Origin of the sequence: Sphaerospermopsis sp. LEGE 00249, from assembly GCF_014299995.1 — a bacterium.
Classification (GTDB): Bacteria; Cyanobacteriota; Cyanobacteriia; order Cyanobacteriales; family Nostocaceae; genus Sphaerospermopsis; species Sphaerospermopsis kisseleviana.
Genome location: NZ_JACJUZ010000022.1, coordinates 53246 through 67013, shown reverse-complemented (window position 1 = coordinate 67013; position 13768 = coordinate 53246). Strand labels below are relative to the sequence as shown.

Sequence of the window (13768 nt, the reverse complement as noted above, 5' to 3'; positions counted from 1 at the left end):
ATTTTTTCTGTCACTCGTTTACTGTGATCAAGGAGTTATTTGAACTATCAATCAACTGTCAAATATTTGACTTCCCTAAACTTCATGACTACGGTGTTTTCTCATGATTGATTTAGGGTTGCTATATTAGAAATGATCGCTATTCCTGGGGGAAGTTTTTTAATGGGTTCACCAAAAAATGAACCTGAGAGACGTGATTCAGAAAGTCCTCAACATCGGGTGAATATTCAACCATTTTATATGGGCAAGTTTACTGTAACTCAGGCACAATGGGAACGGGTAGCAGCGTTACCAAAAATTAAACAGGATCTCAATCCTCAACCTTCCCGCTTTCAAGGTAAAAATAAACCAGTGGAAAGAGTTTCATGGCTTGACGCACAGGAATTTTGCGCTAGAATTAGCAAAGCTACAGGTAAAAAATATAGTCTACCTAGTGAAGCACAATGGGAGTATGCTTGTAGAGCCGGAACAACTACACCATTTTATTTTGGGAACACTATTACCACTGATTTGGTAAATTATGATGGTAACTATTCCTACGGTGCTGCACCAAAAGGCAAATATCGTCAACAAACCACAGATGTAGGTTCTTTTCCCCCTAACGCTTTTGGTTTGTATGATATGCACGGTAATGTCTGGGAATGGTGTGAAGATGATTGGGTAGATAACTATAATAATGCGCCTAAATATGGTAATGCTGTGACAAGTCAAAGCAGGTATAATGTGCTGCGCGGTGGTTCTTGGTACGACTACCCCAGTAATTGCCGTTCTGCGTCTCGTAGCAACCTCAGCCCAGACCTCAGTTACAACCACTACGGGTTTCGGTTGGTAGTTTCCGGCGCAAGGACTCTTTAATTCTTTACTCTCTTACCCTTTTACCCTTTACACTTTTTCTTTTTTCCCTCTTTCCTCGCCGTCAGGCGATCAAGTTTTTTTTAATATTTTAGAGGCATTTAATTTAGCATATCACATCAATAAGGAAAGTGTCAATAATGTCAAAATGGGTGATGGGTGATTGGTTTTTGATACCTGGTACAGTTGTCAACGCATTATTAAAAGAACAATGCTTAATTAGGGTTTGCTGAATAAACCTAAAACCTTGATATATCAAAGGTTAGAGGCTGATAAACACAGAAATTAGTGCAAGGGTTTTGAAGGGTATACCGGAAAAAGTGTGCATTTTTTGGGATTTCAAGAGATGGCAAAGAAATTTTCAAATCTCCTCCTGACTCCTGACTCCTGACTCCTACTATAACAAGTAATTAACTTTTTCTTAGTTGCATAAATATGTACATTTAAAGTATTTTTTCAGAAAATATGCCATAACAGAAACGAAGATACTACCAGTTGGGTGTCTATACATGAAAAATCCTCAAATCTATTTTAGCGATCGCCGTGCGGAAATTGACCTTTACCAACTTCAGAATTTGTTTAATATAGCCGCTTTTTGGGCGAAAGAACGCAGTATAGAGGATTTAAGTAAAGCTATTACTAATAGTGATCCGGTGATTTCTGTTTGGGATGGAGAAAGACTCATTGGTTTTGCAAGAGCTAATTCTGATGGCATCTATCGCGCTACAATTTGGGATGTTGTCATTCATCCAGATTATCAAGGTAAGGGACTGGGAATTAAATTAGTAGAAACAGTTTTAGCTCACCCTGTCATGCAAGTGGAGAGAGTTTATTTAATGACAACTCATCAACAAAAATTCTATGAAAAGATTGGTTTTCAAACTAATACTACCACGACAATGGTACTATACAACCAATCGGATCTAGGTTCTATTCCGACTGGAGAAGTTCAGCTTCAGGAGTCACTAGGGGGATAGCAATTTGTAGTCTGGTGCAATCTTGTGTTACTGCTGTGGTGATGGGAGAAGCAATAATTTCTAGTTTTCCTCCCATCGTTTCTAGTAATTTTTGATTAAGTAATAGTTTCATCCCTGATGAGATTTCTATATTGTCTTTTATACTGTCTTTTATACTATCTTTTATATTTTCTTGATTTGTGTTATTTTCAGAGGCGATCAAATTTATTTCCTCACTGGAGATGACAGCATGAGAAGGGACATCTAGATAAATATGCACAACATTATTAATAATATTATTTGTAGCTGTATTTGCAGGTGCAATACTACTGGAAAGATGAATACTACCTTCTTCCATTTGTAAAATAGTAGTATCTATTAAATTCACCAATATTTGACGTAGCCAGCGGTTATCTACTAAAACATAAATTTCTGGTTGAGGAAATGATATAGTAAAAGGATAATTGCGATTTCCTGCCAACATATAAGTTAATTTATAAACTTCTTCTAAAACCTTAGTTAACTGTAAAGGCTGAATATGTAATTTATTTGTTCCGTGTTCTGTTCTAGCAACACTGAGAATTTCATCAATTATTTTGAGCAATTTCAGCGATCGCTCATAAGCTTGTCCGACAAATTCCCTTTCTTCCTCTGGATTTTCGCACAAATCATTTAAAATTAACTGATGTAATCCTATTAAACCATTCAGGGGCGATCGCAATTCATGGGTAGTCCTTGCCAAAAAACCACCTTGAAACTGGCTCATTTCCCTAGCCATTTGGTAGGCTAATTGGGTTTGGTTTAATTTGTCTAAAGTTTTGTGTAAAACTTCGGTTTCTTGCTGTTTTGGGGCATTTTCCACAGGAATGGATGAAGATTTAGATGACTTTAGGAATAACTTATAAAAACCTATTCCTAAACCTATTCCTGATCCTAGATATAACCATTCATTTAAGCTAGTCATAGAAAATTTTACTCTTGAGTACCATTATCAATTATCAATTATCCATTATCAATTTTAATTACTCCTTGGCGCAAAATTTGCCAATCATTCCCTGTCCATTTAGCAACAGTAGAAGGTATTCCCAAACCTTTATATTCAGTCGCTTCTAAAGTGAGAACATCATGAAAATTCACTTCTATTTCTGCTCGATTTTCTAAAGCTGGTTGTCCTGATAAATTAACGCTAGTGGTAGCCATTGGTCCAGTTTGTGCTAAGATATTTTGGGCAATTGGATGATTTGGTACTCTAATACCTATAGTAGTTGGATCAGTAGGATTCATAACTTGAGGAATTTTCTCACTAGCAGGTAACACTAAAGTCAATGCACCAGGCCAATATTGACTAACTACCTCCTGCCAAATTTGATATTCAGTCTTATTTCCTTTTACATAATCCCATAAATCTTCGGCTTTAGCAGCCATTAAAATTAAAGGTTTATCTAAACTTCTTTGTTTAGCAGTATAAATTAATTCTGCTTGTGCGGGTAGAGAAGCTAGTGCAGGTACGGTATCTGTGGGGAAACTAATTAATTTTCCAGCTTTTGCAGAGTTGATGAGAACTTCTAGAGAAACATTCATAAATAAATATCAGAAAATTACTTATCTATTTTTAGATATAATCGCCAAATATCAGGTGACAGGTGACATAATTGGTTTAATTATAAATTAAACTATATAATAATTATGACATCCTGAACATCCTTAAATCCTGAAAATCCTGATTCTGACAAAATCAAATTTTGAAAAATCACCACATTCCTATTAAATCAACATCCTGTAAATCCTATAATCCTGGATATCCTGATTCTGACAATAAAAATCCTGATGCAGAAAACATCATATCCAGGACATTCTACATATTTACATAAGCTATCGCAAACCGTTCTATTCCTGCTAAATCTGCATGAATAGAAATATCACTATAATTACCATTATTTTCTAACAATTCTCGCACCGTTTCAGCCTGTCCCGCCATCATTTCAATCAACCACACCCCACCAGGACGCAAATAATCAGGAGCAAGTGCGATTAAATGACGAATACAATCTAAACCATCCACACCACCATCTAATGCTAGATGGGGTTCATGTTTCACTACTTCCGGTTGTAATGTCAGTACCGTATCACTGGGAATATAAGGCGGATTTGATACCATCCCGCTAAATTGACCTTGCAAAAATTCTAAGGGTTTCCACCAGTCACCTTGATAAAATTTCACTCGTTCCCCAAAACCTAAACTTTCCCTATTGGTTTTCGCAACCTCTAAAGCTTCAACACTGACATCTACAGCATGAATCGTAGCATTTGTCAATACCTCCGCTAAACCAAGAGCGATCGCCCCACTCCCAGTCCCCAAATCTGCCCAATGACCTGATTGTAACCCCTTACTTTCAGCAGCGTTTACAGCCAAATCAATCAAAATCTCTGTTTCCGGTCTAGGAATCAAAACCGCACTGGACACAGCGAGTTTAAATTTGCGCCAAGGTGTCACACCAGCAATATACTGTATCGGCAAGCGTTCCTGTAAACGTCTTTGCCATAATTGGTCTAGTTCTGACAAAGAAAACTGCGTTTGAATATGATTCAAGTTTTTGAAGGACTCCAAACGCAGTGTTAAGCGGTTTAACTCAGTTATTTCTTGCAACAGCCAATCAACTTCTACAGGAGAAATATCCGTAGATAAAGCATCTTTCAATGCTTGATTACGCCACTGCCAAACTTCCATACCAGTAACTGACTGTTGCTTTGCCATGATTAACGCCGTTTAGAAGGTGCATTATTCTGCTTGGCAGCATTATTTTTAGGCAAAGTCCTAATATATTCTCTAGACTCTGGGGATGGAACCAAAACCACCTGATTTAACCAAGAATCATTTTTATCTTCCAAAGTTTTAATCACCCCATCCACATCTATTACCTGAATATCAGCTTGAGGAAACTTTGGTTTTACTTGGTTCAATAGACCCAAAGCATCTTGTTTACTCAAAAATAAAGGAATCATTTGCTGATTATTCGCACCTAATTGAATTGGTACATAGCCTTTATCTGGTCCAAATCTTACCGCAAATACAGGCACGCTCTTAAATTGATTTACTTTTTGACCACCTGCATTTAGTAAAGTTAGAGCGCCTTTGACTTCTTTGTCTACAGGCTTGAACGCAAACAACAGTCTATTCTGTTGGTTTTTACTTTGTTGCAATTGCTGATAAATTACACCTAGAGGAACGGCGGTAACTTGCAACTGTTTAGCCATTGTTTCTAGTTTTGGGTCTTTATTTTTGGCATTTTGCAATTCTTTGATAAACGCCAAAGCTTCCTGCCGACTCATATATACACCAGTCACTGAAGCCCCTGGTTGTCCATTTTGTGCGGGTATAGTCCGACTCAACGGTAAACCCTGATCATTCGTAATCAAGTAAACCGGTACAGAATCTAATTTTTCTTTGACTTGTTGTTCTGATAATGCCAGCACAGGAAAATCAACAGCTACCACGCTGCCAAATAGGGTACTACCTACTAAACCCAGCGTTAAGCCCCAGCGAACCAATGATTTCATAAATACTCCTGATCTCAATATCAATACTTGAATTAACTTAAACAATCAGAAAACAGTAGGATTTTATACCAACAAAACCAAGTTGAATTATCTAACCAGCTATTTTAGCTTTAAATAAGTTTATTGTGCTAATTGTTAGGAATTTTGCCCTGCTATTCACTACTAAATGCTGTATTGTTCTATTATATTCTCCAGCAGGGTTTGATTTCCGGGACTCTTGCTCACAATAATTACATTTGATTGTATTGTTGTTTGTATTGTTGTTTGTTTTGTTGTTTGTTTTGTTTTTCTCGTTTTTCCGTGACGCTAGGACTTGATAAATCGTTCCCATTTCCGATTAACAGAGTTTTTTTATAGCTGTAGATAAGGCCGTGAGGATATTAACCAAAACTAAAACTTAGACACTCACAGGTTTTTTTACGGTCAATAGTCACCTGTTATAAATTATTTATTAACGTAAGTTGCTAGTTCTGCAAGAAAGGCTCTCAAATCCCAATACTGTTCGGTTAAGAGTTTTTGTTGGGTTAAGCGATAACGCAACCCAACAAAAGCTTATAAATGTTGGGTTTCGTTCCTCAACCCAACCTACAGAATTTTATTTTTTGGGCTTAACCGAAAAGTATTGTCTCAAATCCAAGTAACAAGGATAAGTAGACAGCAAAAAAGCAGCGAACACCATCATAATTCATTCTTTCTCCTAACTCCTGACTCGTATTCCTAACTAGGAACTTGGGTTGTTAGTATGTATTAGGAACTTTTATCAATAACCCAATAAAAAATATAAATATATAATCTATACTATTTACTTACCTGTTAGTGAATTTATCACAAATTAACAGTGCTACCATAATCGTAATATTTATCTAAAATCGGGATGACAGGATTTGAACCTGCGGCATCCTGCTCCCAAAGCAGGCGCGCTACCAAGCTGCGCTACATCCCGAAAAATCTTTACTGTTGATAGTTTAGCTGCACATAACAAAAATTACGTTTTGCTCAAGCATTTTTCTAACTATATCATACTAAAAACAGATTGCCAACCCCTTACAGGGAAAAAATCAAATCACTTCCTTAATAAGAAATAAGAGTTTTTCTGTTGACTCAGCCTGAAAAAGTTGATACTGATAGATTAATGCTTATCGGTCAACTAAACAATGATAGCACATCTTAGGTATGATAGCGAATTTATGGCGGCAACCTGTTTTGTTTGCTTGAGGATCATTGAGGATACCAAAACATCCCTTTAATACCTTCTGGGTCAGGCATAAAACCCATGGTCCGGTAAAAATCTACAACATGAGGGTCAGCGAAAAGAGTAACATTGCTAATTTCTTCACTTCTGAGTTTTTTGAGGACATATTTCATCAATGCCTTACCCAGACCTTGACCTTGGAAGTCTGGATGAACTACCACATCCCAAATAGTGGCATTAAAAGCATGATCTGAGGTAGCACGGGCAAAACCTATTAAACGCCTTTTGTTTCCTCGTACTTGCCACATAGAAGCGACGAGAAAACTATGTTCAATGGCTTTTTTTACTTTTCTCAGAGGACGACGAGACCAACCCACCGCATCACAGAGTTCTTCTAGTTCATACAGGTCGATATCGCGTTCAGTGCTAAAAACGATACTATCGCTTCCGGCGCTAGAGTTGCCTCTATCTCCCCGTGCATACTCATCAAATGCGGTCGTTTTATTTGTCGCTACAGATTCAGAACTACTAAACCAAGTTTTCCAAAAACCCATGCCAACGTGGTTCGGGTAACATGACTGAATTGGTGACTCTGCTTGAGAGTGTTGAATCATTAGTAAAAACACTGTCTCTGTTCTATCTTCAGACACCTAACCTAAAAAATTACGTTGGGTGTTTTCGGGATGGGGACTTTTGACAGCCAGTTACTAAAAGTTTCAAACCAATCATTTTTAACTTTAGCATTTTGTTTTTACAATCACCTAGCTAAAGCACAGGGTATTTTTGGCAAATTCCTGGACTTTCATCTGCTGGATTGTTTTTAGTGGTTGATTTTTTGTGCCACTGAAATCAAGATACTGCATGATCAGGTATTTTGATGTATCCATATCTATAATTTTGATGAATTTGCCGCTGATACAGACCCAAACAGAATCATTTGCCCAAGATTGACAGCAAAAAAGACAATGGAGGCGATCGCCTTAGCCAACTTGTGAACTTAAACCTGCTATATAAAACCTAGACAAAACTAGACTTTACTTTCTACTTCAACGGGAGCATGGGAGCAGTTATCCCTCAGTAGACTTTCACGCCTTAGCCAGACGCGATTGTGTTCCAATTAAGTTTCTGAAAAAGACTACCACCATCATTGCTTGGTTTTCGCGTCGGCAATAGTCTCAATTCAATACTTGATATCACCGTATTATATATCAAGTAGTTGATTTTTTCCTAAAAATATATTGATTTTTGTCAATACAAGTACAGTTTTGTCTATGAAATTGTCAACTTAGGACTTGCTCAACAAACAAATAGATGAAAACAATAAATTATGTAGAATTTCCGTTATTAGCTAGTATGATATCAAACTTCTACTTCTATTTTCACCTTTAGGTAAAATCTATGCTCCCTATGCTCCAACAGCCAAAACGGAAAAATATAATAGCCAAGTAGTAAATAACACAGTTTTATAGCAGGAGTCAAGAGTCAAGAGTCAAGAGTCAAGGGTAAAACCCTATTTTAGTAAGACTTTCATGGTCAATTGATGTCCTAACTACTCTGTCTACAACTACGGCTATAGCTTTATTTTTATCAAAAAAATCGGGTCTAAAACCGCACTTCGTCCCGCTACGCTAACGCCTTTGAAAGCAAAAAATTTGTCCAAAACGGCCTTCTGCCTCCTACCTCCTGCCTCCTGCCTTCGTTCACAAAGCAAGCAAGTCTTACCTCCAACAATGACTTCTGGTTTAAAATCCTCAACACTGGAACTCCTAAAACGCTTTAATCGAGCGTTTCCCCAATTTTATGAACAATTTGTTAGCAGTGAGATACAATTGCAAAATTTGCGACTAGCATACCGTCTATATAAAACCAGACGGGCTGTGATCGAGATCAAGCCGGAAGGTAGCAAAAGTGCATTACATTTTGCATATCGTAATCAGTCTTTTCTCCTCAGCGATATTTTTGGTGTCCTGGCAGCTTATGGTTTAACTATTCACGGTTTGAGTCTCTATGGTCAGATTCAACCACCAATGTTAGTTTTTATCAAACTGCTAGTGTCCCGTGGCAGCAAAGCCCTGACCGAAAAAACCGCCGAAAATGTTTGTCGTGCCATTCGTGAGGCTCTAGAAAGTCGGTTTGAGCTAGAAGAGATGTTAGCCGTCGAATTTAACCTCAATGCTAGTTTAGAGCAGGTACAAACCGATTTTTACGTTGATCCTGTTTTTCATCTCCCTGCCTTGGTAATTGAAGCCGATAATCAACCAGGATTATTTTATAAAGTTATGTATGCCATCTGGCAAGAAGACCTATTAGTAGTCAATGCCAATTTATTGGTTTGGCGGGGACGTACTCGGCTAATACTCTACTTGCTAGGTCCAAACGAAAGCCTGATTCCTGAATATCTCGGTAACAAAATCGCTGAAGGAGTCCGACAAAGGTTACTTGGTCATTAATAGGTGATTGGTGATTGGGAAAAATACCAATAACTTCCCCCTACTCCCCTGTTTGTTCCCCACATCTCCAGCCCCATAACTATTTTTCTCTCCGTATTTAGTCACACCCGCTCTTCGGGTTACGATATGGATATGGCAACAATAGAAATCTTCGGCGTTCCCCACGCTTATGAGTTAACGGCTCCCACCTCTTGCCCTCATGCTTTAGTGTTTATCCACGGTTGGCTCAACAGTCGTGGATACTGGCAACCTGTGATTTCTCGCCTATCAGTTGATTTTCAGTGTTTGTCTTATGATTTGCGAGGTTTTGGTGAATCTCAGTCTCAGGCAAAATTTGATTTTAATCACAGCCGAAACGCCCAAAAACTGCACAAACTAAAGCTCAATTCCACCACAGATCCTAAATTAGTTAGCTATACTGCTGATTCTCTGTATTCTCCTGCCTCATACTCCGAAGATTTAATAGCTCTGCTGGAAGTTCTCAATCTCAAGAGTGTTTGGCTGATTGGTCATTCTTTGGGAGGTACTATTGCTCTATGGACAGCGTCTCAATTACCTGACCGTGTTACAGGAGTTATTTGTATTAATGCTGGTGGTGGAATTTATCTTAAAGAAGCATTTGAGCAGTTTCGCTCAAAGGGTCAAAAATTTCTCCAAGTTCGGCCACGCTGGCTTTACCAAGTGCCTTGGATTGATTTGCTCTTTACCAGAGCCAGTGTATCACGTCCTTTAGACCGTTTTTGGGCGCGTCAACGAATTATTGATTTTGTTGTTGCTGATCCAGAAGCTGCACTAGAAACGCTTTTAGACTCTACAACAGAGGAAGAAGTGAACCGCTTACCTCAGTTAGTTTCACAAATAAAGCAACCAGTTTATTTTTTAGCTGGTGCGGATGACAAGCTTATGGAACCCAAATATGTACGCCATTTAGCCAGCTTCCATAGGCTGTTCCAATACGTTGGTAATAATTTTATTGAAATTCCTAATTGTGGACATCTGGCAATGTTAGAACAACCAGATGCCGTTGCTGATCATATTCGGTCATTAGTCATTAGTCATTAATCATTAGTCATTGGGCAGAAAATTTTAGATTTTAGATTTTAGATTGGGGTTGATAAGCTGTTACACAGCTAAATTGTATAATCCTAATATTCTGAACTCTTGTGGAACACGCATCTTGCCTGTTCCACTTATACAAATTAAATGCACAACAGCTTACAAACAATCCAAAATCCAAAATCCAAAATCCAAAATCCAAAATCCAAAATCCAAAATAAAAAATTCCTGCCTTCTAATACAACTGCATGACTTGGGTTAAAGGCAGTCGAGAATGAACGCCCAAGGTGAGAGAAGATGTATGTCCACGGGAAAGATGATCAGCCGCTGCACAGCCGATCATGGCGGCGTTGTCAGTACAGAATTTTAAGGGCGGGAATAGAACTTGGAGATTATTCTCGGCCGCCGCAGCTTGTAAATGCTTTCTGAGTCCACTGTTGGCCGCTACACCTCCACCTACGGCAATTATATTTAAACCATAGTCACGAGCGCAGGCGATCGCTCTTTTGGTTAAGGCTTTGGCTATTGTTTCTTGAAAACTGGCTGCAATATCTGCTACGGGCAATTGTCCACCATCTTTTTCTAACTGCTGCACTAACCTTAATACGGCTGTTTTTAAACCGCTAAAACTGCCATCATAGGGATGATAACCCCCACCTGGTAGGGAAATTCTTCCTTCTGGTAATGCAAAAGCTTGGGGATCACCTGTCTGCGCCAATTTATCAATCACAGGTCCGCCGGGATACCCCAACTTTAATAATCTTGACACTTTATCAAAAGCCTCACCCGCCGCATCATCACGGGTTTCTCCTAGAGTTTCGTAATTACCACAATCTTTAACATAAATCAAGCTTGTATGTCCGCCTGAAACGAGTAAGCTAAGAAATGGGGGGTCTAAATTGGGTTGTGCTAGGTAAGTAGCATAGATATGACCTTCCAGGTGATGAACTCCCACAAATGGTTTTTCATGCACCATAGCCAGGGTTTTGGCAGCCGTTAACCCTACCAACAATGCTCCTACCAGTCCAGGCGCACAAGTGGCGGCAATCCCGTCAATTTGTCCCCAGTTCATTGCGCTTTCATCGAGAGCTTGGGCTATTGCCTGATTAATTATTTCTAAATGTTGCCTTGAAGCTACTTCTGGAACTACCCCACCATACTGCTGATGGATGGGAATTTGCGAGGCTATGATACTGCTGCACACTTGACGATTCTTGACAATTGCCACAGCAGTTTCATCACAACTTGTTTCGATCGCTAAAACTGTGGTCATGGTGATTAGTGATTGGTGACTGGGGACTGGTGACTGGGGACTGGTGACTAGAAAGAGGCAAGGGGTGCAGGGTACAGGGGAGACTATTTTTCCCAATCACCAATCACCAATCACCAAACCTTACTTTTGGTTGCGAAGCTTTAACTTTTATTTACTTAAACTTTACTCGATTCCCAGCCAAGAGTATGATGACTTGCTAGTTATCCAAATTAAACATTGTACAAGCCGCTTCGTGTTGTACAAAAAACTTCTTGTTTTGTAATAAAAGGAAACAACTCAATGAGACGATTGTTTGCTTTGATTTTAGCGATTGGTCTTTGGTTCAATTTTGCCCCCTCAGCTAATGCTCTGGGCGCTAACCTTGTTCCCTGTAAAGATTCTCCCGCTTTTCAAGAGCTTGCCCTAAATGCCCGTAATACCACCGCTGACCCTGAATCTGGTAAAAAGCGGTTTGAACGCTATTCTCAGGCTTTATGTGGTCCTGAAGGCTATCCTCACTTGATTGTTGATGGTCGCTTGGATCGGGCTGGAGACTTTTTAATCCCCAGCATTCTCTTCCTGTATATCGCTGGTTGGATCGGCTGGGTTGGCCGCGCTTACTTACAAGCGATCAAAAAGGAATCTGATACTGAGCAAAAAGAAATCCAAATTGATTTGGGTTTAGCACTACCCATCATTGCTACTGGGTTTGCTTGGCCAGCAGCTGCAATCAAAGAATTTCTCTCTGGTGAATTAACCGCTAAGGATTCAGAAATCACTATTTCTCCACGCTAATTCATCTGCTCTCATTCACTTGTTTTTGGAGACTAAATTCATGGCTGACAAAGGCGAACAATCATCCTATTTGATTAAGTTCATTTCTACAGCACCTGTAGCCGCTACTATCTGGCTGACCATTACAGCGGGCATTTTGATCGAATTTAACCGCTTCTTCCCTGACCTACTTTTCCACCCTCTACCATAGGGTAAAACGGGTTGATATCAGTAAACAGTACCCAGTAAATAGATCAAATCTGATTGCTGTTTACTGATAACTGAATCAATGCCACCCCTTTTGAATTTTGAAGCTTGAATTTTGAGGCAACATAAAATATGGCACAAGCAGTAAACGCATCCAAAAATCTCCCCAGTGATCCCAGAAATCGGGAAACTGTAAGAGCAGCTGGCGGTAATCCTCAAGATGGAAATTTGGAAACTCCAGTCAATTCTTCTCCCCTGGTTAAGTGGTTTATTGGTAACTTACCCGCTTATCGTCCTGGATTAAATCCTTTTAGACGCGGGCTGGAAGTAGGTATGGCTCATGGTTACTTGCTCTTTGGACCTTTTGATAAGTTAGGTCCCCTGCGGGATGCTGCTAACGCTAACTTAGCTGGTTTATTGGGTAGTATTGGCTTGGTTGTAATTCTTACAGCTTGTTTATCCTTGTATGCTAATAGCAATCCAGCATCAGCACTTCCCAGTGTAACTGTACCTAACCCTCCAATGGATGCTTTTAACTCCAAAGAAAGCTGGAATAACTTCGCTAGTGCTTTCTTAATTGGTGGTATTGGTGGTGCTGTAGTTGCTTTCTTTTTGACTGTCAACTCTGGACTGATCCAAGGTTTAATCGGTTAATTTGATCTGTGGTAATGGGTAATTGGTGATTGGTAATTGTTAATCATTTTTGCCAATTACCTATTACCTGTTACTCAAATAAAACAGCTTCAATTTGATTTAAAGCAGTTTCCAAATCATCATTGACAATTTGAATATCAAATTCTGCTGCTGCTTCTATTTCCTCTTGGGCGCGATTTAGACGACGGGCGATCGCCTCTTGAGAATCTTGTCCTCTTCCCCTTATCCGTTTCTCTAGTTCTGAAAATGAAGGCGGTAGTATAAAAATACTCAGTGCGTTAGGGTAGGAAGTTCTAATTTGTCTTGCCCCTTCCAATTCAATTTCTAGTATCACCAACTTACCAGACTGAATTTGCTCAAGCACCGCTGCACGGGGAGTTCCGTAATAGTTACCAGCAAATTCCGCCCATTCCAAAAGTTCCCCTTGAGCAACTAATTTTTCAAACTGGCTGCGGGTGATAAAGTAATAATTTTGTCCATTAATTTCTCCTGGACGGGGAGAACGAGTCGTGGCAGATACTGAATAATAAAGCTCTGGATGAAGTTGGAGGAGCTTTTGCATCAAAGTTCCTTTGCCAACTCCACTAGGACCAGTTAAAACAATCAGTTTGCCAAAAGACGGACTTTCTGGGGTAGTAGCACCACTAGGTATGGGTAAGACTTGCATTATCCCTTCAACTTCTGAATTTATCAATAAACGTTATTCATTAGTCTTATACTTTGTTGTGAGAGCAAGCTAAGACTAAAGAATGAGAATTGTAGCACCAGTGACAGAAAACTTGTCTAATTGATATCCTAGCGTCGATATAGCATAAAT

General features: G+C 39.2%; 14 protein-coding genes and 1 tRNA gene. 7 read left to right on the top strand and 8 right to left on the bottom strand.

All coding sequences use genetic code 11. The annotated features are described in order from the left end of the window. Nucleotides 1–132: 132 nt before the first annotated feature. A complete protein-coding gene (locus H5968_RS10055; RefSeq protein ID WP_222620635.1) occupies nucleotides 133–855 on the top strand; it encodes a formylglycine-generating enzyme family protein in 723 nt (240 codons plus the stop codon). Between the two features lie 506 nt (nucleotides 856–1361). Next, complete coding sequence (locus tag H5968_RS10050; protein ID WP_187039838.1) at nucleotides 1362–1829, top strand: GNAT family N-acetyltransferase; 468 nt, start codon at nucleotides 1362–1364, stop codon at nucleotides 1827–1829. On the opposite strand, the gene H5968_RS10045 is transcribed toward H5968_RS10050, so the two are convergent. The 6 genes from H5968_RS10045 to H5968_RS10020 all read right to left on the bottom strand — a co-directional run bounded on the left by H5968_RS10045 (nucleotide 1783) and on the right by H5968_RS10020 (nucleotide 7112). Beyond that, entirely contained in the window at nucleotides 1783–2772 is a 990-nt protein-coding gene (locus H5968_RS10045; protein WP_187039837.1) for a sensor histidine kinase KdpD, read from the bottom strand. The genes H5968_RS10050 and H5968_RS10045 overlap by 47 nt on opposite strands. Before the next feature lie 38 nt (nucleotides 2773–2810). Beyond that, nucleotides 2811–3389, bottom strand: a complete 579-nt coding sequence (locus tag H5968_RS10040; protein WP_187039836.1) for an L-threonylcarbamoyladenylate synthase — start codon at nucleotides 3387–3389, stop codon at nucleotides 2811–2813. 274 nt (nucleotides 3390–3663) lie between these two features. Continuing rightward, entirely contained in the window at nucleotides 3664–4563 is a 900-nt protein-coding gene (gene prmC, locus H5968_RS10035) for a peptide chain release factor N(5)-glutamine methyltransferase (RefSeq protein WP_187039835.1), read from the bottom strand. A 2-nt stretch (nucleotides 4564–4565) separates the two neighbouring features. After that, nucleotides 4566–5366: a Tic22 family protein gene (locus H5968_RS10030; protein WP_187039834.1), complete on the bottom strand. Its 801-nt coding sequence runs from the start codon at nucleotides 5364–5366 to the stop codon at nucleotides 4566–4568. An 869-nt stretch (nucleotides 5367–6235) separates the two neighbouring features. After that, nucleotides 6236–6309: transfer RNA gene (locus H5968_RS10025), tRNA-Pro, on the bottom strand. A 275-nt stretch (nucleotides 6310–6584) separates the two neighbouring features. After that, nucleotides 6585–7112 (bottom strand): GNAT family N-acetyltransferase, encoded by a 528-nt coding sequence (locus tag H5968_RS10020; protein WP_187039843.1) that lies wholly within the window; start codon nucleotides 7110–7112, stop codon nucleotides 6585–6587. A 1176-nt stretch (nucleotides 7113–8288) separates the two neighbouring features. Here H5968_RS10020 and H5968_RS10015 point away from each other — a divergent pair. After that, nucleotides 8289–9008: a hypothetical protein gene (locus H5968_RS10015; RefSeq protein ID WP_187039833.1), complete on the top strand. Its 720-nt coding sequence runs from the start codon at nucleotides 8289–8291 to the stop codon at nucleotides 9006–9008. 132 nt (nucleotides 9009–9140) lie between these two features. Further along, the gene (locus H5968_RS10010; protein ID WP_187039832.1) at nucleotides 9141–10070 is read left to right on the top strand and encodes an alpha/beta fold hydrolase; all 930 of its coding nucleotides are present in this window, start codon (nucleotides 9141–9143) and stop codon (nucleotides 10068–10070) included. 229 nt (nucleotides 10071–10299) lie between these two features. Here the strand turns inward: H5968_RS10010 and tsaD are convergent, their stop codons facing one another. Then, nucleotides 10300–11337: a tRNA (adenosine(37)-N6)-threonylcarbamoyltransferase complex transferase subunit TsaD gene (tsaD, locus tag H5968_RS10005; RefSeq protein ID WP_187039842.1), complete on the bottom strand. Its 1038-nt coding sequence runs from the start codon at nucleotides 11335–11337 to the stop codon at nucleotides 10300–10302. Nucleotides 11338–11616: 279 nt separating this feature from the next. On the opposite strand from tsaD, the gene H5968_RS10000 reads away from it, so the two are divergent. The 3 genes from H5968_RS10000 to H5968_RS09990 all read left to right on the top strand — a co-directional run bounded on the left by H5968_RS10000 (nucleotide 11617) and on the right by H5968_RS09990 (nucleotide 12951). After that, nucleotides 11617–12111, top strand: coding sequence for a Photosystem I reaction center subunit III (locus H5968_RS10000; RefSeq protein WP_096565858.1), 495 nt, complete (start codon nucleotides 11617–11619; stop codon nucleotides 12109–12111). Between the two features lie 40 nt (nucleotides 12112–12151). Then, a complete protein-coding gene (gene psaJ / locus H5968_RS09995; protein WP_096565856.1) occupies nucleotides 12152–12301 on the top strand; it encodes a photosystem I reaction center subunit IX in 150 nt (49 codons plus the stop codon). 128 nt (nucleotides 12302–12429) lie between these two features. Beyond that, complete coding sequence (locus H5968_RS09990) at nucleotides 12430–12951, top strand: photosystem I reaction center protein subunit XI (RefSeq protein ID WP_096565854.1); 522 nt, start codon at nucleotides 12430–12432, stop codon at nucleotides 12949–12951. Nucleotides 12952–13021: 70 nt separating this feature from the next. Here the strand turns inward: H5968_RS09990 and gmk are convergent, their stop codons facing one another. Continuing rightward, on the bottom strand, nucleotides 13022–13618 hold the full coding sequence (gene gmk / locus H5968_RS09985; protein WP_187039831.1) for a guanylate kinase: 597 nt from the start codon (nucleotides 13616–13618) through the stop codon (nucleotides 13022–13024). Nucleotides 13619–13768: the final 150 nt, after the last annotated feature.

What these genes read in the sequence shown, in the direction of transcription:
- H5968_RS10055 (WP_222620635.1), top strand. Translation starts at nt 133, where the DNA reads ATGATCGCTATTCCTGGGGGAAGTTTTTTAATGGGTTCACCAAAAAAT.
- H5968_RS10050 (WP_187039838.1), top strand. Translation starts at nt 1,362, where the DNA reads ATGAAAAATCCTCAAATCTATTTTAGCGATCGCCGTGCGGAAATTGAC.
- H5968_RS10045 (WP_187039837.1), bottom strand. Translation starts at nt 2,772, where the DNA reads ATGACTAGCTTAAATGAATGGTTATATCTAGGATCAGGAATAGGTTTA.
- H5968_RS10040 (WP_187039836.1), bottom strand. Translation starts at nt 3,389, where the DNA reads ATGAATGTTTCTCTAGAAGTTCTCATCAACTCTGCAAAAGCTGGAAAA.
- prmC (WP_187039835.1), bottom strand. Translation starts at nt 4,563, where the DNA reads ATGGCAAAGCAACAGTCAGTTACTGGTATGGAAGTTTGGCAGTGGCGT.
- H5968_RS10030 (WP_187039834.1), bottom strand. Translation starts at nt 5,366, where the DNA reads ATGAAATCATTGGTTCGCTGGGGCTTAACGCTGGGTTTAGTAGGTAGT.
- H5968_RS10020 (WP_187039843.1), bottom strand. Translation starts at nt 7,112, where the DNA reads ATGGGTTTTTGGAAAACTTGGTTTAGTAGTTCTGAATCTGTAGCGACA.
- H5968_RS10015 (WP_187039833.1), top strand. Translation starts at nt 8,289, where the DNA reads ATGACTTCTGGTTTAAAATCCTCAACACTGGAACTCCTAAAACGCTTT.
- H5968_RS10010 (WP_187039832.1), top strand. Translation starts at nt 9,141, where the DNA reads ATGGCAACAATAGAAATCTTCGGCGTTCCCCACGCTTATGAGTTAACG.
- tsaD (WP_187039842.1), bottom strand. Translation starts at nt 11,337, where the DNA reads ATGACCACAGTTTTAGCGATCGAAACAAGTTGTGATGAAACTGCTGTG.
- H5968_RS10000 (WP_096565858.1), top strand. Translation starts at nt 11,617, where the DNA reads ATGAGACGATTGTTTGCTTTGATTTTAGCGATTGGTCTTTGGTTCAAT.
- psaJ (WP_096565856.1), top strand. Translation starts at nt 12,152, where the DNA reads ATGGCTGACAAAGGCGAACAATCATCCTATTTGATTAAGTTCATTTCT.
- H5968_RS09990 (WP_096565854.1), top strand. Translation starts at nt 12,430, where the DNA reads ATGGCACAAGCAGTAAACGCATCCAAAAATCTCCCCAGTGATCCCAGA.
- gmk (WP_187039831.1), bottom strand. Translation starts at nt 13,618, where the DNA reads ATGCAAGTCTTACCCATACCTAGTGGTGCTACTACCCCAGAAAGTCCG.